Annotated in this window: 19 protein-coding genes; 7 read left to right on the forward strand and 12 right to left on the reverse strand. The window is 64.8% G+C overall.

What is annotated here, in order from left to right; all coding sequences use genetic code 11:
• The first annotated feature begins 31 nt into the window (after nucleotides 1–31).
• The 4 genes from VVD49_RS04440 (at nucleotide 32) to VVD49_RS04455 (ending at nucleotide 3,481) form a co-directional block, all read left to right on the forward strand.
• Entirely contained in the window at nucleotides 32–454 is a 423-nt protein-coding gene (locus VVD49_RS04440; protein ID WP_327597923.1) for a DUF4870 family protein, read from the forward strand.
• Between the two features lie 43 nt (nucleotides 455–497).
• Nucleotides 498–1,046 (forward strand): DOMON-like domain-containing protein, encoded by a 549-nt coding sequence (locus tag VVD49_RS04445; protein WP_327597924.1) that lies wholly within the window; start codon nucleotides 498–500, stop codon nucleotides 1,044–1,046.
• Between the two features lie 13 nt (nucleotides 1,047–1,059).
• Nucleotides 1,060–2,286 (forward strand): exo-beta-N-acetylmuramidase NamZ family protein, encoded by a 1,227-nt coding sequence (locus VVD49_RS04450; protein ID WP_327597925.1) that lies wholly within the window; start codon nucleotides 1,060–1,062, stop codon nucleotides 2,284–2,286.
• A gap of 217 nt (nucleotides 2,287–2,503) precedes the next feature.
• Entirely contained in the window at nucleotides 2,504–3,481 is a 978-nt protein-coding gene (locus VVD49_RS04455; protein ID WP_327597926.1) for a trypsin-like serine protease, read from the forward strand.
• Between the two features lie 73 nt (nucleotides 3,482–3,554).
• Here the strand turns inward: VVD49_RS04455 and VVD49_RS04460 are convergent, their stop codons facing one another.
• From VVD49_RS04460 to VVD49_RS04495, 8 genes are all read right to left on the reverse strand, one after another.
• Nucleotides 3,555–3,932 carry a lysozyme inhibitor LprI family protein gene (locus VVD49_RS04460; protein ID WP_327597927.1) on the reverse strand — a complete coding sequence of 126 codons (378 nt, stop codon included), beginning with the start codon at nucleotides 3,930–3,932 and terminating at the stop codon, nucleotides 3,555–3,557.
• The gene (locus VVD49_RS04465; protein ID WP_327597928.1) at nucleotides 3,929–4,636 is read right to left on the reverse strand and encodes an N-acetylmuramoyl-L-alanine amidase; all 708 of its coding nucleotides are present in this window, start codon (nucleotides 4,634–4,636) and stop codon (nucleotides 3,929–3,931) included. Before VVD49_RS04465 ends, VVD49_RS04460 begins: the two co-directional genes overlap by 4 nt.
• A gap of 82 nt (nucleotides 4,637–4,718) precedes the next feature.
• The gene (alkB, locus tag VVD49_RS04470; RefSeq protein WP_327597929.1) at nucleotides 4,719–5,369 is read right to left on the reverse strand and encodes a DNA oxidative demethylase AlkB; all 651 of its coding nucleotides are present in this window, start codon (nucleotides 5,367–5,369) and stop codon (nucleotides 4,719–4,721) included.
• Between the two features lie 13 nt (nucleotides 5,370–5,382).
• Entirely contained in the window at nucleotides 5,383–6,510 is a 1,128-nt protein-coding gene (gene ada, locus VVD49_RS04475) for a bifunctional DNA-binding transcriptional regulator/O6-methylguanine-DNA methyltransferase Ada (protein WP_327597930.1), read from the reverse strand.
• Between the two features lie 83 nt (nucleotides 6,511–6,593).
• Nucleotides 6,594–7,025 carry a thioredoxin TrxC gene (gene trxC, locus VVD49_RS04480; protein WP_327597931.1) on the reverse strand — a complete coding sequence of 144 codons (432 nt, stop codon included), beginning with the start codon at nucleotides 7,023–7,025 and terminating at the stop codon, nucleotides 6,594–6,596.
• Between the two features lie 67 nt (nucleotides 7,026–7,092).
• Nucleotides 7,093–8,193 (reverse strand): tRNA (uridine(54)-C5)-methyltransferase TrmA, encoded by a 1,101-nt coding sequence (gene trmA / locus VVD49_RS04485; protein ID WP_327598942.1) that lies wholly within the window; start codon nucleotides 8,191–8,193, stop codon nucleotides 7,093–7,095.
• A 91-nt stretch (nucleotides 8,194–8,284) separates the two neighbouring features.
• A complete protein-coding gene (locus VVD49_RS04490) occupies nucleotides 8,285–9,256 on the reverse strand; it encodes a pyridoxamine 5'-phosphate oxidase family protein (protein ID WP_327597932.1) in 972 nt (323 codons plus the stop codon).
• Nucleotides 9,257–9,303: 47 nt separating this feature from the next.
• Nucleotides 9,304–9,927, reverse strand: coding sequence for a glutathione S-transferase family protein (locus VVD49_RS04495; protein ID WP_327597933.1), 624 nt, complete (start codon nucleotides 9,925–9,927; stop codon nucleotides 9,304–9,306).
• Between the two features lie 133 nt (nucleotides 9,928–10,060).
• On the opposite strand from VVD49_RS04495, the gene VVD49_RS04500 reads away from it, so the two are divergent.
• On the forward strand, nucleotides 10,061–11,008 hold the full coding sequence (locus tag VVD49_RS04500; protein WP_327597934.1) for a LysR family transcriptional regulator: 948 nt from the start codon (nucleotides 10,061–10,063) through the stop codon (nucleotides 11,006–11,008).
• A gap of 16 nt (nucleotides 11,009–11,024) precedes the next feature.
• Here VVD49_RS04500 and VVD49_RS04505 read toward each other — a convergent pair whose 3' ends face one another.
• The 3 genes from VVD49_RS04505 to VVD49_RS04515 all read right to left on the reverse strand — a co-directional run bounded on the left by VVD49_RS04505 (nucleotide 11,025) and on the right by VVD49_RS04515 (nucleotide 15,321).
• Nucleotides 11,025–13,571 (reverse strand): ATP-binding protein, encoded by a 2,547-nt coding sequence (locus tag VVD49_RS04505; protein WP_327597935.1) that lies wholly within the window; start codon nucleotides 13,569–13,571, stop codon nucleotides 11,025–11,027.
• 187 nt (nucleotides 13,572–13,758) lie between these two features.
• Nucleotides 13,759–14,310: an NADPH-dependent FMN reductase gene (locus VVD49_RS04510; protein ID WP_327597936.1), complete on the reverse strand. Its 552-nt coding sequence runs from the start codon at nucleotides 14,308–14,310 to the stop codon at nucleotides 13,759–13,761.
• Between the two features lie 108 nt (nucleotides 14,311–14,418).
• Entirely contained in the window at nucleotides 14,419–15,321 is a 903-nt protein-coding gene (locus VVD49_RS04515; RefSeq protein ID WP_327597937.1) for a LysR family transcriptional regulator, read from the reverse strand.
• Between the two features lie 352 nt (nucleotides 15,322–15,673).
• On the opposite strand from VVD49_RS04515, the gene VVD49_RS04520 reads away from it, so the two are divergent.
• Nucleotides 15,674–16,444, forward strand: coding sequence for an SDR family NAD(P)-dependent oxidoreductase (locus VVD49_RS04520; protein WP_327597938.1), 771 nt, complete (start codon nucleotides 15,674–15,676; stop codon nucleotides 16,442–16,444).
• A gap of 31 nt (nucleotides 16,445–16,475) precedes the next feature.
• On the opposite strand, the gene VVD49_RS04525 is transcribed toward VVD49_RS04520, so the two are convergent.
• Entirely contained in the window at nucleotides 16,476–17,369 is an 894-nt protein-coding gene (locus VVD49_RS04525; protein WP_327597939.1) for a LysR family transcriptional regulator, read from the reverse strand.
• A 189-nt stretch (nucleotides 17,370–17,558) separates the two neighbouring features.
• Here VVD49_RS04525 and VVD49_RS04530 point away from each other — a divergent pair, with 189 nt between their 5' ends.
• Complete coding sequence (locus VVD49_RS04530; RefSeq protein ID WP_327597940.1) at nucleotides 17,559–18,521, forward strand: DMT family transporter; 963 nt, start codon at nucleotides 17,559–17,561, stop codon at nucleotides 18,519–18,521.
• Nucleotides 18,522–18,526 lie beyond the last annotated feature (5 nt).

Consider the following 18,526-nt stretch of genomic DNA (forward strand, 5'->3'; position numbering starts at 1 on the left):
TCGCAACATCCCCTGGATCGGAAGGAGCGGTATGAGTGACGAACGAACGCTGGATGTAATCGAGGGCCAGAGCTTTTCCCAGGCAAAACCGGGCGATGTGCAGATGGTGCACCTGCTCTACCTGCTGCACTCCATCGGCCTCGTCGTCGGGGCTGCTTCACAAGCGGTCACCATGATCGGCGCTTTCGTTTTTGGCTGGGCGTCCATCATCGCCATCATCATCAACTACGTGAAACGCGACGAGCTGAAAGGCTCGTTCCTCGAGAGCCATCTGGTCTGGCAGGCCGACACTTTCTGGCGTTGCCTGATCGTCATGGTGATCGGCGTGATGCTCTACTTCCTCTTCATCGGCTTCCTCATCAACTGGCTGATCTTCGGCCTGGTGGGCCTGTGGGCCGTGTATCGCATCATCAAGGGCTGGCTGGCGCTGAAGGAAGGCAAGCCGGTCGGCTGAGGGATTCGGTACAGTACCGGCTTCGCAACGAACGCCTGTCTCCGTGGTCGTCCTTTCACGTCTGATCTGCCATCCCGCGCATCCCTGCGCCGCCGTCACGGCGCTGCAGGCCAGCGCTTCCCTCGCAGCCGATGGCAGTCTGCAATTGCTTTACACGCTGACAGGTGCGCTCGATGCACTGCGCATCCCTGCGCCGACGCAATCCGGCTTTGCCGACGAGCTGTGGAAACACACCTGCTTCGAGGCCTTCGTCAGCCATGCCGAGGCGACGAGCTACCACGAATTCAATTTCTCGCCGACCGGCCAATGGGCTGCCTATGCGTTCAGCGACTACCGCCAGCGCGATGCCGGCTGGCAGCCCGCACAGGCACCCGACTTCAACAGCCGGCAAACGCCGGACGCGCTCACGCTCGCCGCAAGCATCCCGGCCACGCTGCTACCGGCCCGCTCAGGCATCCTGCATATCGGCCTCACTGCCGTCGTCGAGACGATAGAAGGCGCGATCAGCTACTGGGCGCTGGCGCATCCCGGCGAGCGCCCCGACTTCCACCTCCGTGCTGCCTTCACGCTACAGCTCGCAAACTCATCCTGAGCCCCGCACAACCATGACCCACACCGCCCCTCCTGTCCTGTTCGGCCTCGACCGCTTGCTCGCCGAACCCGCCTTGCGCGCGCCGCTCGCCGGCCGCCGCGTTGCCCTGCTGGCGCATCCGGCTTCCGTGACGCGCGATCTCACGCACGCCATCGACGCCCTCGCATCGCTGCCGGAAATCAATCTCAGCGCGGCCTTCGGCCCGCAGCACGGCCTGCGTGGCGACAAGCAGGACAACATGATGGAGTCGCCCGACTACCGCGACCCGCGCCACGGCATTCCGGTGTTCAGCCTCTACGGCGAAGTCCGCAAGCCGACCGACGCGATGATGTCGTCATTCGACATACTGCTCGTCGACCTGCAGGATCTGGGCTGCCGCATCTACACCTTCATCACCACCTTGCGTTACGTGCTCGAAGCCGCAGCTGCACATGGCAAGGCCGTGTGGGTGCTCGACCGCCCGAATCCCGCCGGTCGCCCCATCGAGGGCCTGACCCTGCGCGAAGGTTGGGAAAGCTTCGTCGGTGCCGGCCCGATGCCGATGCGGCACGGCCTGACGATGGGCGAGCTGGGCCACTGGTTCATCGCGAAGCTGGGCTTGCAGCTCGAATACAAGGTCATCGAGATGCAGGGCTGGCAACCCGAGGCAGCGCCCGGCTACGGCTGGCCGCTCGGCGAGCGCAACTGGGTGAACCCGAGCCCGAATGCCGCAAACCTGTCGATGGCGCGCGCCTACGCCGGCACCGTGATGCTGGAAGGTGTGACCCTGTCGGAGGGCCGCGGCACGACGCGCCCGCTCGAACTGTTCGGCGCACCTGACATCCACGCCCGCTCCGTGCTCACGGAAATGCAGCGCCTCGCCCCGCACTGGCTGCAAGGCTGCCGCCTGCGCGAATGCTGGTTTGAACCGACATTCCACAAGCATGCCGGCAAGCAGTGCAATGGCATCCAGATCCACGTCGAGGACGGCGCCTACGAGCACGCCGCCTTCAAGCCCTGGCGCCTGCAAGCCCTCGCCTTCAAGGCCCTGCGCAACCTGCAACCGGACTACGCGCTGTGGCGCGACTTCCCCTACGAATACGAGTTCGACCGCCTCGCCATCGATCTCATCAACGGCTCGCCGATCTTGCGTGAATGGGTCGATGACAACGAAGCCGCGCCGGGCGATCTGGATGCGCTCACGCTGGCCGACGAAGCTGCCTGGGCCATCGAGCGCGAGGCGTTCCTGCTGTATCGCTGAGCGCTTGAGGAATTTTTACATCTGCGCTGTGCGGTGCATGAGGACGTGCGGAACCGAGTGTCCACGCGGCCCGACGGCGGGCAGGTCATGATGCGTGCTGGCGTGGCGCGCGCGAAAGTCCCTCGCGCCCTTGTCCGATCCCGGTACGCCTAGTACTTTCACGAATGTCTGTAATACCTCCACCGCTAGAGTGGGGGATCAATCCGGGGAGAGTGGCATGGCAACGAGGACAAATTTCACTGCGCGCCTGTCCGTGCTGGCAATGGGCCTGTGCAGTGCCCTGTTCGCCCAGCCTGGCATGGCCCTCGTCGGCGCGACGACGGTGGATGCCAATACGAGCAGTTCGCTGTATTCCGGCGTCGTGTCGATTTCCATCGGCGGCGGTACCTTCTCCGGCGTGCTACTGGCGAACGGTTACATCCTGACCGCAGCGCATGTGGTTGGCTACGCCTCTGCCGACAGCGTGCTCGTCAACTTCAACGATGGCAGCGGCCAGAGCATCCTCGCCCAGTCCGTGACGCTCTTTCCTGGTTTTGCCGGCACGACGCCCGGCAGCGATGGCCTGTGGCATGACGATCTGGCGCTCATCAAGCTGTCTGTCGCTGCGCCCACCACAGCGGCTGTCTATGACATCTACACCGGCACGCCCACGCGCAACACCGCCCTGACCATGGTCGGCTACGGCGGCACGGGGGATGGCGTCAACGGCGAAACGGCCGGCGCCAATGCCAGCATCAAGACCGTTGGCAGCAATCGCGTCGATAGCCTGATTGCCGACGACGATGCTTCCGGCGCGGGCTATACCGGCAAGAGCGAAATCATGATCTTCGATTTCGACAATCCCGCCAGCACCAGCAAGAACGTTTTCACCCCCGCTACCAGCGTCGCCAGCAACGAGGCGCAGTTCGGTGCCGGTGATTCCGGCAGCCCCTTGTTCACGACGGTCAATGGCCAGCTGCAGGTGATCGGCATTGCCAGCTTCAACGGCATGGTCAACCAGACGATCAATGGCGTGACCTCGCCCTTCTCGACCAGCACCACGACTTTCGGTTCGATCGGTGGCGCGACCTCGGTGTCGGCTTACAGCAGCTGGATCAACTCGGTGATCGCCGTGCCGGAGCCGCAGACTTACGCCATGTTGCTGGCCGGTCTAGGCTTGCTGGCGTTCGGAAAGTCACGCCGGCGTACGCGCTGAATTCCACCCGGCACAGAGCCCTCGTGCGGTGTTGATGGCAGCACACCGGCGGTGATGTCATCTTTGCAGCAGCTTATTTCGCCAGCTTGTCGTTGCTACAGCCCGTGCTCTTGCACTCGCGCTCACGCTCCTTGAGAAAGTCGAGACGAGCCTGCGTCTTGTCCACAGCGCAATCCAGATTCACGAAGTAACCGCTACTGTCTTCCTTGCTGCACGCGGCATCGCGCGACTTGATCCACGCCAGCTGTCCCTGCTTCAGCGACTCCTTCTGTCCTGAGTCGAGTTGCTGGCGCAAGCTCGTGTAGGCCTTGTTCAGATCGTTGTCCTTCTGCGAGAACAGGTTGCCCGCGCAATACACCTGGTCGAAAGCGTTGCGGGGCTTGCCGCAACCCGCGGCGTAGCTGCCGGTTGCGGTAACGATCAAGGCAAGGCCCAGTGCGAATTTCTTCATTGCGTGCTCCGTGTGGATGATGGGTTCTGGCAAGCGTGCAAGCCTTCTGCGATGGCTCTTGCCAGTCGGTCGACCGTCTCTGCAGCGGCAAGACGCCGCGCTTCGTCGGGGTTGGCGATCACACCTGCTTCGATCAGCAAGGCAGGCATGGTCGCAGTCTTGAGTACAACAAGGTCATCGAAGCGATGGATGCCCAGTCGTTTATCGATGAACGGGCGATTCTCGCCCGGGATGGGCGTTGCGTGATACCCGGACGGCATTTCTCCGATCGCCAGCAAGCGCTCGGCGACCCCCTTCGCACATGCCAGGCTCTCTGCGTAGTGCGGGTTCTTTTCGGAGACAAAAAGCGAGAAGCCCGCGAATTCGCGGCGGCGCCCCGCATCGATCCACGCTTGCTGGATCGAATCGTGGTGGATCGAGACGAACAAGCTGGCGTCCGGTGCAAGCGTCGCGCGCTTTGCCAGCTCCACCTCGTTACCGTCAGCGGAGATCCTGAAGACCTGATCACCCTTGGCGGTCAGCTCACGCGAAACGGCACTGGAGAGCGTCAGGTTGTACTGGTATTCGACGCGGCCATCGGGCGCCGTTGCGCCATAGCGCAAGGGCGTATGCCCGGTATCGACGGCGATCAGCGCCGCTTCAGCGGCCCAGCCCGGAAAGATTGCAAGGATGGCGGTACCGAGCGCTGCGCAGAATCTGGACATCGTCGGAGAATACATTGCGACGCCGGATCTTTCGACATCCAACAGCGGGACGTGCGGGACCCCCGACGTTCGGCGCCCGCCCCTAGCCTGCTTTGCGGAACGTCAGGTTGATGCGCTGCTCTCCCAACAATGGATGCACGCCAGCGGCGAGCGGCATGACGCCGTGATAGCGAAGACGTGCTGCGGCGCCCCACACCACCACGTCGCCATGCGCGAGCTGTACGCGCAGGGACTTGTCGGACCGCGCCATGCCGCCAAACAGGAAGACGGCGGGCAAGCCGAGTGATACGGACACGATGGGTGCGGAGAAGTCGCGCTCGTTCTTGTCCTGGTGCAGTGACATGCGCGCACCGGGCTCGTAACGGTTGATCAGGCAGGCGTCCGGCTGGAACCCGGCGAAGCCCGCGCTATCGGCAGCGCGCACCGCCAGCCGGCGAAATGCCACAGGCATTTCCGGCCAGGCATGTCCGGTCAAGGGATCGTTGCGCTGGTAGCGATAGCCCGTGCTGTCGGTTACCCAGCCCAGGTCGCCGCAGCAACTCATCGCCACCGACATGGTGTAGCCGCCGGGTGTCTGCATGTGGCGGAATGGCGCCTGCTTCAGGACCGCGTCGATGGCGGCCAGCAATGCGGCTTCGTCGGCCAGCGCGAAGGCGCGCAGCACGACAGCACCGGGCAGCAACTCCTCACGCCAGCCCTGCGCATCGCCACTGCCGAACAGACCCAGCGTCATTGCCCGACCCGCATCAAGTCCGGACCTTGCGCCGGGCCGGCGGCTTGTCCCCTACGGCCGCCTCCTTGTCGAGCAAGGCACGCTTGCGCTCGACGCCCCAGCGATAGCCCGAGATCGAACCATCGTTACGTACTACCCGATGGCAGGGGATCAGCACCGCGATGGCATTCGCCGCGCAGGCACCCGCCACCGCGCGCACGGCCTTCGGCGCGCCGATGCGTTCGGCCAGCTCGCTATAGCTGAGCGTCTGGCCGGGCGGTATGTCGCGCAGGGCCTGCCACACACGTTGCTGGAAGGCCGTGCCACGCACATCGAGCGGCAACGCGAAACCCACGCCGAAAGCTTCGACGAAACCTACTACCTGCGCCACGAGACGCTCGAAAGCCGCATCGCCACCGATGAGCTGCGCACGCGGAAACCTGTCCTGCAGGTCGCGCACCAGCACCTCCGCATCGTCATCGATGAGCACCGCACAGATGCCCCGCTCACTCTGCGCGACGAGGATGGCACCGAGCGAACACTCGCCGACAGCGAAGCGGATCTGCGTATCCGCACCACCGGACTTGTACTGCGTTGGCGTCATGCCAAGCGTGCCATCCGCATCTGCGTGAAAACGCCCGCTGGAGCTGTAGCCGGCGTCGAAGATCGCCTCGGTGACGCTCGCTGCGCGTGGCAGGTCCGCACGCAGGCGTTCGGCGCGGCGCGCCATCGCATAGGCCTTGGGCGTCACGCCGGTGATCGACTTGAACAGGCGATGGAAGTGATGCGTGCTGAGACCGAGCTGCAGCGCCAAGGCATCGAGGGAAGGCAGGGCCTGCGCTTCCATGACGGCCCGTTCGATGATGCGGCAAGCCTCGGTGACCCTCGCGACATGCTGTTCGGCCAGCGCCGGCTGGTCAGGCTTGCAACGCTTGCAAGGGCGGAAGCCGGCTTGTTCCGCCGCTTCGCGCGTCGCGTGAAACGCCACGTTTTCGGGCAAGGCGGCGCGTGCGACACACGAGGGCCGGCAATACACGCCCGTCGTCTGCACCGAGTAATAGAACTTGCCGTCGGCCGTCGCGTCGCGCCCGGCAACGGCGGCCCAACGCGGGTCGTTCAGGGTGGCAGCGGCACGCTCAGGGCGGGGGAGTGAAGCCTTCATGATTCGTTCCTTCAACGCAGCACATGATGGCTCGCAATCTACGCATCGCGCCAGCGCCGCGCACTCCGTTGCTTGCTTTCGAATCAGCTGCCTTGCGCGGCATTGTTCACCCAGGCAGCGATCTGCGCGGTCTGCATGGCACCGGCCTGACGGTTCACTTCCGCGCCGCCACGCAGCATGACCAGCGTCGGCAAACTGCGGATGCCGAAGCGCGCCGCAGCACGCGGGTTGTTGTCGCTATCGACCTTGGCGAAGATCACGCGGCCCTTGAAGCGCTCCGCGGCCTGCTTGAATTGCGGCGCCATCATCTGGCAGGGGCCGCACCATGCGGCCCAGAAGTCGACGACGATGGGTAGTTCCGTACGACTGATGAAGCGGTCGAAGTTCGCGTCGGTCAGTTCGACCGGCTGGCCGTCGAGCAAGGCGTTCTTGCACTTGGCACAGGTCGGGTCGTTGGCGCTGCGTTCAGCGGGAACACGGTTGATGGTCTGGCAGTGTGGGCAAACGGTGAGCATGGTCAATCCCTGGCAGGCGGCTTGGTTGTGAAGCTTGGGCCGGAAAGCCGGAAATCAACGCCCGGCTTTATCTGCGAACGAGCAGCAACCCGCATTCCAGGTGGTGGGTATAAGGGAACTGGTCGAACACGGCCGCTGCGGCAATGGCGTGCGTACCTTGCAGCGCTTCGACGTTTTCGCGCAAGGTCTGCGGATTGCACGAGATGTAGAGGATGCGCTCGAAGCCACGCGCGAGGTCGACTGTGGGCGCATCCAGCCCGCTGCGTGGCGGGTCGACGAAGAGGGTGTTGAAGGCATAGCTGTCGAGGTCGACATCCTTCATGCGGTTGAAGGGCCGCACACGCGCCAGCGCCGCGCTGATCTCATCGCTGGCCATGCGCACCATGGTCACGTTGCTGATGCCATTCGCATCCAGATTGTAGTGCGCTGCCTTCACGGAAGGCTTGCTCATCTCGGTCGCCAGCACCTTGCCGAAGTGCGGTGCCAGCGCCACCGTGAAGTTGCCGTTGCCGCAGTACAGCTCCAGCATGTCGCCGGCGAGCCCTGCCGCCTGCGAATTTGCCTGAACACTGGCCCAGCCCAGCATCTTGCTGCTGACGCCCGCATTGGGTTGCGAAAAAGCGCCTTCGAATTGCTGGTAGCGCAAACGACGGCCGTCGACTTCGAGTTCTTCGATGACCCAGTCGCGCTCCAGCACGATCTTCTGCTTGAGGCTGCGACCGATGATCGCCACGCCAAGCTCTGTCGCCAACGCGCGCGCTGCGACTTCCCACTCCGCTTCCAGCTTGCGGTGGTAGATCAGCGTTACCAGCATGTCGCCGGACAGGGTGGACAGGAAATTCACCTGGAATATCTTGCGGCGCAATTCCGGCTGCCGCTTCAAGGCCGCCTTGAGACGTGGCATCAAGGCACAGATCGACTCCGCGGCGACCGGGAAGGTCTCCATCAGCACCGGCCGCTTCGGTTCGTCGGGATCGAACATAGCGTAGTGCAGTTCATCGCCCTCGTGCCAGATGCGGAACTCGGTACGCTGGCGGAAATGCAGCGGCGCAGAACGGAACACGTCCGGTTCGGGCAGACCGAAAGGCGCGAAGGAGCCCTTGAACTGCGCGAGCTTGGCGGCGAGTTGGGATTCGTAGTCGGCGGGGTTGATGCTGGGTAAGGCCATGGAGCAGAACGGAAAACCGGGGTTACAAGCGGCCGCAAGCATACCGCGCTTCCGCCTTGCCGCCGAACCTGCGCCGCAGTTGCCCGCGCAATCAGGTGGATTGCGGCCACGCTCCCACACCGGCCAGCACCGGTGAGATTTCTGCCTCGCCCCAGCGCAGCGGCAGGGCTGCGGGGCGAAAACGAGCTTCACCCACTCGCAGCCGCAGCAGACGCTCGGCACCGACGAAACCTGCCAGCTCGGCACCCTCGGTGATGATCTCTGCCGCTGCCGCGAGCTGCAGCAGGTCGCCCGTTGCGAAGTCGATGAACAGCAGGCCCGCCTGCGGGTGCTCGAGCAGATTGCCGAGCGTGTTGAAGAAGAAGTTGCCGCGGAAATCCGGCACCGTCAGCGTGTTGCCCTCGACGCGTACGAAGCCCGGCTTGCCGCCACGATGCGAGACGTCGACGCCTTGCGCACGCGCCGCATCGTCAGATGCCGAACGCGTATGTGCGCTGGCGATGAAGAAGGTGTCGGCGCGACCGATCAGCGCGCGCGCCTGCTCGTCCAGCCCGGCGCTGATGCGCACACCACCCGCCACAGCCCCCTGCGGCGCGAAGACCGGCTCACGCGCCTGGATGTACTTCGGGCAATTGCCGAAGCTTTGCTGCACAGCCAGCGTGAAGCCATCTTCGTCGCGCGCGCTGACGCGGCCATTGGCGCGGTTGCGGCGGCGCGTGTGCGGCTCCAGCCCGAGCACGCCGAGCGATGCGCCAAGGTGCAGGTTGGCAGCGAGCGGATCGTCGTGGTCGATGGGCGCCTCTATGCGCAGGCTGCGCTCATCGGGCGAGCTGACGAAACCAGCCGGCGCGGCAAGCACGGATGCGCTGGGTTGCGCGCTGGCATCGACCGAGCCGACGATGAGGAAGGGCAGCAGCGGAAAGAAGTCGCGATGCTGCTGCGGCATGTAGTCGCGGATCGCCTGCGCACCCACCAGCGCCATGCGCTCGGCAAGGCCCACACTGGCCTGCATGGCGCGCTCACCGGCGTGGAAGGCGCCCTGTGCCTGATCGGCTGCGTTCATGATGGAGACTCCTTTCGCAAATTCACCTGCACCCTTGGCGACGCCCCTCAGGACTGCGCGCTGACCGGCATCGGCACGAAGCCGGGCAAGGCTTCGATACGTGCCAGCCAGGCGCGGATGTGCGGGTAATCGGCGAGCGGCAGCCCGCCTTCCGGCGCGCGTGCGACGTAGGCGTAGTTGGCCACGTCTGCGAGGCCGACCGCGTCGCCGGTGAGGAAGGCTTGCTGCGCGAGATGCGCTTCCATGACGGCAAACAGCGCTTTTGCACGCGCTTGCACGGCCGCCAGATCGTTGGGCGCTCCGAACAGGAGGTTGGCGCGTGCCGCCGCCGGGCCAAAGGCCAGCAGGCCCGCCGCCACAGACAGCCAGCGCTGCTGCTCGGCCGCCGCGACCGGCGACTGCGGCTGCCAGCGCGCGCCACCGTATTGCGCCGCGAGATAGACGAGGATGGCATTGGAGTCGGCCAGCGCCAGCGCGCCGTCTTCGATGACCGGCACCTGACCGAAAGGATTCATGGCGAGGAAGGCCGAGGTCTTCTGCGCCTTGCCGGGCAGGTCGACATCGATGGCCTCGTACGGCAGGCCGAGCAGCGACAGGAACAGCTCGACACGATGGCAATGGCCGGACCGGGCAAAGCGATGAAGACGGATGGGGGCGGATGGCAGTGACATGGCAGGGCCTCGGTCGGTTGCGTCGGTGGGTGAGTGGGTGAATGCAGTGGAATGATTGTCCGCCAAGCGCCAGCCGCAATAAATGGCGGAATCTTGATTTGACTACTCCACTTTGCGGAGTAATCTGCAGCGCATGGACAAGCTCAAAGCCATGCAGACCTTCGCCAGCATTGCCGATGCAGGCAGCCTGACCGGTGCGGCACAGACCCTCGGCGCCTCTTTGCCCGCAGTTGTGCGCACGCTGGCGGCGCTGGAGACCGAACTCGGCACGCGCCTGTTCAACCGCACCACGCGACGCATCGCGCTGACTGAAGAAGGTCGTCGTTACCTCGAGCGCTGCCGGCAGGTACTCGCCGCAGTGGCCGAAGCCGACGCGGAACTGGGCGCCGAGCAGGCCGAGCCGCAGGGTCTGCTGCGTGTCACGGCGCCGGTACTGTTCGGCCAGTTGCACGTGTGCGATGCGATCACGCGCTTCGTGCAGCGTTACCCCCGGATCAGCGTGGACGTGCAACTGCTCGACCGCGTGGTGAATCTCGTGGAGGAAGGCATCGACGTGGGTATCCGCATCGGCGCGCTGGCGGATTCTTCGCTCGTCGCACAGCGCGTCGGCAGCCTGCGGCGCATCGTCGTCGCCACGCCGGACTATCTCGCGCGTTGCGGTACGCCACAGCACCCGCGCGACCTGTTGCAACACAACTGCCTGCGCTTCTCGGGCAGCAGTGCGCCGTGGTGGAGCTTCGAGGAGAACGGCAAGACCTTCAACGTACCGGTGCAGGGCTCGCTCAGCTTCAACCAGGCGGCACCGGTGGCCCAGGCGTGTCGCGCCGGGCTCGGCCCGGGTATGTTCATCTCATACCAGGTCGCGCCCTGGGTGCTCAGTGGCGAGCTGCAGATCGTGCTGGAAAAGTACGAGCCCGCGCAGCGCCCTATCCACATCCTCTACCCGCAATCGCGCCTGCTGCCGGTACGCACGCGCGTCTTCATCGACTGGATGAAACAGGAGCTGGAAAACCTGCACGAAGGCTGGCGCGCGCAATTGCAGGCCTGGCAAGCAGGCACGGGCAGCGCACCGCGGACCTGAGGCGCCCGCAGGCAGGTCAGCTCTTCGCTGCAGTGGCGAGCTTTGTCAGAACCCGGCCCAGCGCATCTGCCAGCAGGTCTGGCGAGAAGGGTTTCGACAGCACGCGAAGCCCTGCTGCAACCGCCTTGTGTTCCTCGGCAGCGTATCCCGTCATGAGTATGACGGGCAGATCCGGCGCATCGCGTTGCAAGCGCAATGCGAGGTCGATGCCATCGAGCGTGCCGGGCATGAAGATGTCGCTCAGCACCGCATCGAAATGGCCGACGGGCGCTTCGTGGAGCAGGTTCTTCGCCTCGTCGGCGCTGGCCACCCGATAGGCCGTGAGGCCAAGGCTCTTGAGCAGGGCCATGGTACTGGTGCCGACTTCTTCATTGTCTTCGACGAGCAGCACATGGCCGCTCAGCTTGCGCGGCACGGCCAGGGGCTGGACGGGCTTGGGCGTGTGGCCTGCTTCCAACGCCACCGGGAAATACATGGACACGCAGGTGCCCTCGCCCAGGGTGCTTTCGATGCGCGCCGTGCCGCCGGCCTGCACGCAGAAGCCATACACCTGGCTGAGGCCCAAGCCGGTGCCTTTGCCCGGCGGCTTGGTGGTGAAGAAGGGTTCGAACAGGCGCTCGATATTGTCCGGCGAGACACCGGCGCCCTTGTCGCTGAAGCGCACCACGACGCATTCCTGTGTCGGTGCTGCCGGAATGTCGCCGACCCTGCCATTGCAGGCCGTGATGCGCACTTCGCCTTGCTGCATCGCGTCTCTCGCGTTGAGCGCGAGATTGATCAGCGCCAGCTCCAGCTCGACGAGATCGAGCACCACCAGACGCGTGTCCGCGGCGACATCCATCGTGAGCTCGATCCCGCCGCCCAACGAGGTACGCACCAGATCCAGCAGGCCGAGCAACTGCGTCTGCAGGTGGATCACCTCGGGGGCCACCGTCTGCTTGCGCGAGAACGACAGCAGCTGGCGCGTCAGCTTGGCGCCGGCCGCAACCGAGCGGTCGATGGCCGCCAGCTGTGCGTTATCGGCGGGCAGGTGCGGCTGCATCATGCGATGCACGTGCGTATTGGTACCGATCACCATCAGCAGGTTATTGACGTCATGCGCCACGCCGCCGGTGATCTGGCCGAGCGCTTCGAGCTTCTGCGCCTGCAGCAAGGCATCCTCGGCCTGCAGGCGACGCGCATTCTCGGACTGCAGTTCGACTTGCGCGAGCTGTTCTCGGCGCGTCAGGCGCAGCGCCACCCAGGACACATAGATCAGGCCGATCGCCGTCGTCAGCGTGAAGCCCGCCAGCACCAGCACGTCGCGATACCAGTCGGTGAGGATTTCGCGATAGCTCAGACCCGCGTAGACATACAAGGGCCATGGCCCGACCTTGCGGAACGAGACGAGCCGCTTCTCGCCGTCGACCGGCGAGATATGCGAAAACATGCCCGTCGCCGCCTTGCCGGCGATCGCCTGCATCGCCTCATTGCTCATCACGGCAGCCTTGCCCTCGAGGGGCGACGAGCTCGGCCAGCGCGCCAGGATCTTGCCATCCTCGCGCGCCAGCGTGATGGTCAGGTCCTTCATGTCGCGCGCCATGGTGGCGTAGGTGTTGGCGAAGAAAGATGGATACATCGACACCGACACGATGCCGCCGAAAGTGCCATCCGCATAATTCCGGCGCGCACTGATATTGAAGAAGTGCTCGTTCGAAATGCGCCCGAACAGGATGTCGCTGATGTACAGGCCGATCTCGCCGCGCTGGTGCACGCGGAAATATTCGCGGTCGGTAATCACCGTGTCCTGCGGTACCGGGTAGAAACGATTGGTCGCTACGGCGCGCCCGTTTGCCCCCCAGATCCAGATTGCCTGCGTGTCGGCCCGGCCTGCGGCCAGCTCGACGAGATGCTCATGCAATTCCTTCTCGCGCATCTTCAGCGCAAAGTCCGGCGTCGTGCCGACCAGCGCTTTCAGCCGGTCGAGCGCGGCGAGATTGGTCCTGAACGAGTTCTGCAGCAACTGGTCGGCCATGCGGTTGGCGCGTTCCACTTCCAGGCTGGCCTGGTCCGTTGCACGTTCATAGGCGTACCAGCTCGCACCCACGAAGAAGGTTGCCGGCAGTACCACAGCGGCATACATCGAAGCCGTGAGCCAGTTCACCAGGGCCGTACGCGGCAAGCTGGTATGCCCATCGCCGCGCGGCTGCAGGGCCTGCTGCGCCCCCGCCTGGCGTGCGCGCGTACGCGCCAGGCCGCACAGCGTTGCCAGCAGGAAGGACAGGGCAAGGAACGACGCAATCGCCGCCACGTCGGCCGGCAAAGGAGGCGGGTGATACAGCTGCGAAACCAGCACCCACAGTACGCAGCCTACGGCCGTAAACATGGCGTGCGTGACGCCCACGAACAAGGCCACGATGATGACTGCGGGAAAGGCAATGATGAAAGCCCGCGGCCCGAAGATCGGCCGCAAGGCCAGCGTGATCCCCATGCTGACCACGACGGCCAGCAGTACGAACAGCCAGGGCCGCAATCTCGCTGACAGGGACCGAGGCTCGAGAGCGCGTGGGGAGTCCGGATTCATTCGGTCCTTCTACAGCCAGTGGCGGGATTCGGCAGCATTAGTCTGCCAGGCGGTGGACTGGGTCTGCCGAAACAGCATAGCGCATCCGGTGCGCTGCGCACCTATTTATTGCGCGGTGCACCATATTCATTCTGCAAGGCGGGACATCCGCCGGTAAAGCGCGCCCAGCCTTGCTGTCAGCCAATCGTCAGGATTTTGTAAAGGCTACAAAACCGTCCAGGAATTTAGCCAGTTGCGCGGCGATTTTTTCATCGACCAACTCGCCTGCTTCATTAAAGACGCTACCCGCGCGCGACACCATCAGGCGCCCGCCGAACCACTGGCGCGTGCCGAGAGTCCTCAGCACCGGCAACCACGCGTTCTGCGCGAGGATGGTGCCGAAACCGCCGGGCGATGCACCGATGACGGCGAAGGCGCGATTGCCGAAAGTGTGGTCGCCATTCGCCGACTGGCGCGACAGCCAGTCGATCGCATTCTTGAGCACCCCGGGCATGGAGTTGTTGTACTCGGGGCTGACGATCAGCACGCCATCCGCGGTGGCGATCTGGTCGCGGAGCGTCACCACGGCAGGCGGCACGCCTTCGGCAGCTTCCACGTCACCGTCGTACAGCGGAATGCCGCGTATGGTGCCAACTTCCAGCGTGCTGCCCGCAGGCATCAAGCCCGTCGCTGCGCGCAACAAGGAGGCGTTGTACGAACCTGCGCGCAAGCTGCCCGCAATACCGACGATCCTGGCCATGGCAATACTCCTGCTGAAGATGAGAACAGATCATGCCCAATTCATGCGGGCGTGTCTGTCGTCATGGCCTTCGGTCCGCAGCGCCTCCGCGCATGCCGGATGGCGCTGTCACCCCAGCGCCGGCCGCATCACCTCGGCAACCCACGCCATGAACGCCTGCACGCGCTTCGGCAGGTGCCTGCGATTGGCGTAGAGCAGCGAGACCGCCAGGGGAGGCGCTTGATACCCGGGCAGCACTTCAACGAGGGCGCCACTGGCAAGATGCTCACGCAAGCCGACCCCCGGTGACTGGATGATGCCGAGGCCGGCGAGGCAGCCCGCGGTGTAGGCCCCGGAGCTGTTGACGGTCAGCGCGCCCGCCATGGGCACGCAGCGCAGTGCCCCGTCGTCATCGACGTACTCGAAGCCGGCCGACTTCGCGCCCAGCGAGGGGACGTAGTGGATCAGCCTGTGCTGCGCCAGATCGGCCAGCGTGCCTGGCGTGCCATGCTCGGCGAGGTAGGTGCGGCTGGCGACGTTGATCTGGCGGTAGTGACCCAGCGGCCGCGCGATGAGGCTGGAGTCGCTGAGCGCGCCGACACGCAAGACGCAATCGAAGCCTTCGCGGATGAGGTCGACGCGGCGGTCGGTGCTGGAGAGTTCTATCTCCAGTCCGGGATGCGCATCGAGGAATTCAGGCAGGCGCGGCACCACGATATTGCGTGCGATGCCGTCGGACATATCCACGCGCAACCGGCCAGTGAGCGCCGCCGGATTGGCCTGGAACAAGCCCTGCAACTCTTCCATGTCGGCCAGCAGGTCGCGGCTGCGTTCGTAGAAGACCTGGCCGTCGTGCGTCATCTGCACCTTGCGCGTCGTGCGCTGCAGGAGTCGCGTGCCAAGCTGCGCTTCAAGCTGCTGCACGGCACTGGAAACACTGGCCTTGGGCAGGCCAAGGCTGTCGGCCGCCTGGGTGAAGCTGGCCAGCTCGGCAACGCGCAGATAGATCTGCATGGCTTCGAGTTTGTTCATTCGCCCGCTCCTTTGCGACGTCCACTTTTCCCAAGGCACCCTCACCCGGCGCTGTCGCGCCCACCCTCTCCCGCAAACGCTGGAGGAGACGACGCCGGTGCGCACAGGTGGGCGCTCGGGCCGCTCGTAGCAGTCCCCTCTCCCATGCGATGGGAGAGGGTGGCCGTCAGGCCGGGTGAGGGCCTCGTCTATTCTCAAGCGCTCTTCTGCATCGAACCGGCCGTCGATAACTGTTCGAAAATCACGAACAGTTTAATCAAAACAAGCCAATTTATCGCCAAATATCCGCTCAATATACTGCCCTCACTGGCTGACTCAACCGGACCAGCCCCGAACCCACAAGGAGCAGGACATGAGCACGAACACGGAAAGAAAGATCGCAATCGTCACCGGCGGTAGCCGCGGGCTGGGCAAGAACACGGCGCTGCAACTGGCACGCAAGGGCGTGGATGTGATCCTCACCTACCGCAGCAAGCAGGCAGAAGCCGACGCGGTAGTTGCAGAGATCGCCGCGCTGGGCGGCCGCGGCGTGGCGCTGCAACTGGATGTGGCCGACAGCAAATCCTTCGCGGATTTCGCGTCGATCGTGAAGCGCTCCCTGAGCACGTACTGGCAACGCGACAGCTTCGATTTCCTGGTCAACAACGCTGGCGTCGGCATCTATGGCCCGCTGGCGGAGATGAGCGAGGCGCAGTTCGACGAGCTGGTGAACATCCACTTCAAGGGCGTGTTCTTCCTCACGCAGAAACTGCTGCCGCTGCTGGCCAATGGTGGCCGCATCGTGAATGTGTCGACAGGGCTGACGCGCTTCGCACTACCGGGTTACGCCGCCTACGCATCGATGAAGGGTGCTGTCGAAGTGCTGACGACCTACATGGCCAAGGAGCTGGGCGCACGTGGCATCGCGGTGAACGTGGTGGCGCCGGGTGCAATAGAAACGGATTTCGGCGGTGGCAGGGTGCGTGACAACGCCGAGCTGAACCGCTTCGTTGCGTCGAACACGGCACTGGGCCGCGTTGGCCTGCCTGACGACATCGGCGGAGTAATCTCGTCGCTGCTGTCGGACGACAACCGCTGGATCAATGCGCAACGCATTGAGGTGTCGGGCGGCCAGTTCATCTGAGCGCCCTTGTCATCCCGGCGCAAGCCGGGACTCACGCCTGCGCCGGATCGCCACGCTGCCACAGGAAATCGATGAAGGCGCGCGTCTTGGCCGGCAACAGGCGGTCGGGCAAGGTCATGAGGTAGATGGCGCGCTCGGGCAGGCGATAGTCCTGCAGCAGCTCGACGATGTCGCCACGCGCGATCTCGTCGGTCAGGTGGTAACGCGAGATCGCGACGATACCGAGCCCGCCGACAACGGCGTCGCGCAGGACTTCCACGCTGTTCACGGTCAGCGAGCCCTGCACTTCCACCACGCTGTGCCCGTCTGGCCCATCGAAATGCCAGGGCGTCTGGATGATGCCGCCGACATAGTAGAGGCAGTTGTGCCGCACCAGCTCGTGCGGGTGCTGCGGCTTGCCGTGGCGCCTGAGGTAGTCGGGTGAGGCACACACGACGTAGGGCACGCCGACCAGCTTGCGCGCGACGAGGCCCGGTGCCGGCTTGTCCGTAAGACGCACGGCGATATCGACAGCGGTGCCGGCCAGATCGGCAAGCTGGTCGGCCAGTTGCAGCTCGAGGCGGATGTCGGGATAGCGCTGCAGGAATTCCGGCAGGCGCTTGCTGAGGACGCGCGTGCCGTAGGAATGCGGCGCCGAGACACGCAGGGTGCCACTCGGGCTGGCCGAGAATTCGTGCAGGCGGGTCTCCGCGCTGAGCATTTCATCGAGCATGCGGCGGCAGTGCGCGTAAAGCGTCTGGCCCGCCTCGGTAAGACTCTGGCGGCGCGTGGTGCGGTTCAGGAGGGTGACGCCGAAGTCCTGCTCCAGCGCGCTGAGGCGCTTGCTGACTACAGCGCGCGAGCAGTTCAGGCGCTCGGCGGCGGCAGACAGGCCACCCGCGTCGACGATCTCGGCAAAGCTGGCCATGTTGATCAGACGGTCCACTACGGCTCCCGGCAATTTGTTCGTTTCAGGAAACAATCCTGATCAACTCTAACGCTTTATTCGCAAGTCGTGCGGACCTAGACTGCAGGCACTCCCCACAGTGTCCCGTCTTGGCCACCAGCCGATGCGGCCGCTTCACCCCTCTGGCGCTTTCGCCCAAAACGCGGAGGCCTGATTGAAAGGACCGTCATGACGGCACCGAGCAACACCTCCCCGCCGACGCGCGCAATCATGGCGCTGGTGCTGGCCACCGCCATCTGGGGCGCGATGTTTCCCATCGCCAAATCGATCCTGCACGACATGGACGCGCTGACCATGACGCTGCTGCGCTATGGCATCGCGGCGCCGGTCTTCCTGCTCATGCTGGTGTGGCGGGAGGGCCTGGCCACGCTGCGGCCGCAGACCTCGGTATGGCCGCTGATCGGGCTGGGCGGGCTGGGCTTCGCCGGTTTCAACCTGCTGATGTTCTATGGCATCGCGCAGACCAAGCCGGAACACGGGGCCGTGGTGATGGCGCTGCAGCCCTTGATCGCCGCCATGATCCTGTGGGCACGCAGCGGCAAGCGGCCCGCCGGTCGCAGCTTCGTCGCGCTGGCGCTGGCGATTGCCGGGGTGGTCTTGCTGGTCACCGACGGCCATGTCTCTCGACTCGCCGAACATGCCGCCGTAATACCCACGCTGATGATGATTGCCGGCGGCACCTGCTGGGTGCTGTATTCGACCGGCGCTGCCCGTTACCCGGACTGGTCGCCGCTGCGCTACACGGCGCTGACCAGCACCGGCGGCGTGCTGGTGCTGGGCGTACTGTGGTTGATCGTGGGTGCAGCAGGCGGCCTGCGCATTCCCTCGGCAGAGGTGATGTCGTCCATGCTGCCCGCCTTGAGCTACATCACCCTGCTCGCCGCCTTCCTCGCGGTGCTGTGCTGGAACAAGGGCATTCGCGGCATCGGTGCGCAGAAGGGCATGCTGTTCATCAACGTGGTGCCACTCACCGCCCTCTTCGTCGGCCTGCTGCGCGGCCAGGCATTCGGCATGTGGGAGCTGGTGGGTGCCGTACTGGTGCTGGCGAGTCTGGTCCTCAACCAGATTGCGCCACGCGCGCAAGCCAGCGCAGCGGCCGGCCTGCGCACGGCTGCCGTGACGCAAGCCTGAGCATT

The organism is Uliginosibacterium silvisoli (assembly GCF_036017035.1).
Lineage (GTDB): Bacteria > Pseudomonadota > Gammaproteobacteria > Burkholderiales > Rhodocyclaceae > Viridibacterium > Viridibacterium silvisoli.

Coding starts and splice junctions, on each gene's coding strand:
- VVD49_RS04440 (WP_327597923.1), top strand. CDS start 32: ATGAGTGACGAACGAACGCTGGATGTAATCGAGGGCCAGAGCTTTTCC.
- VVD49_RS04450 (WP_327597925.1), top strand. CDS start 1,060: ATGACCCACACCGCCCCTCCTGTCCTGTTCGGCCTCGACCGCTTGCTC.
- VVD49_RS04455 (WP_327597926.1), top strand. CDS start 2,504: ATGGCAACGAGGACAAATTTCACTGCGCGCCTGTCCGTGCTGGCAATG.
- VVD49_RS04460 (WP_327597927.1), bottom strand. CDS start 3,932: ATGAAGAAATTCGCACTGGGCCTTGCCTTGATCGTTACCGCAACCGGC.
- VVD49_RS04465 (WP_327597928.1), bottom strand. CDS start 4,636: ATGTCCAGATTCTGCGCAGCGCTCGGTACCGCCATCCTTGCAATCTTT.
- alkB (WP_327597929.1), bottom strand. CDS start 5,369: ATGACGCTGGGTCTGTTCGGCAGTGGCGATGCGCAGGGCTGGCGTGAG.
- ada (WP_327597930.1), bottom strand. CDS start 6,510: ATGAAGGCTTCACTCCCCCGCCCTGAGCGTGCCGCTGCCACCCTGAAC.
- trxC (WP_327597931.1), bottom strand. CDS start 7,025: ATGCTCACCGTTTGCCCACACTGCCAGACCATCAACCGTGTTCCCGCT.
- trmA (WP_327598942.1), bottom strand. CDS start 8,193: ATGGCCTTACCCAGCATCAACCCCGCCGACTACGAATCCCAACTCGCC.
- VVD49_RS04490 (WP_327597932.1), bottom strand. CDS start 9,256: ATGAACGCAGCCGATCAGGCACAGGGCGCCTTCCACGCCGGTGAGCGC.
- VVD49_RS04495 (WP_327597933.1), bottom strand. CDS start 9,927: ATGTCACTGCCATCCGCCCCCATCCGTCTTCATCGCTTTGCCCGGTCC.
- VVD49_RS04500 (WP_327597934.1), top strand. CDS start 10,061: ATGGACAAGCTCAAAGCCATGCAGACCTTCGCCAGCATTGCCGATGCA.
- VVD49_RS04505 (WP_327597935.1), bottom strand. CDS start 13,571: ATGAATCCGGACTCCCCACGCGCTCTCGAGCCTCGGTCCCTGTCAGCG.
- VVD49_RS04510 (WP_327597936.1), bottom strand. CDS start 14,310: ATGGCCAGGATCGTCGGTATTGCGGGCAGCTTGCGCGCAGGTTCGTAC.
- VVD49_RS04515 (WP_327597937.1), bottom strand. CDS start 15,321: ATGAACAAACTCGAAGCCATGCAGATCTATCTGCGCGTTGCCGAGCTG.
- VVD49_RS04520 (WP_327597938.1), top strand. CDS start 15,674: ATGAGCACGAACACGGAAAGAAAGATCGCAATCGTCACCGGCGGTAGC.
- VVD49_RS04530 (WP_327597940.1), top strand. CDS start 17,559: ATGACGGCACCGAGCAACACCTCCCCGCCGACGCGCGCAATCATGGCG.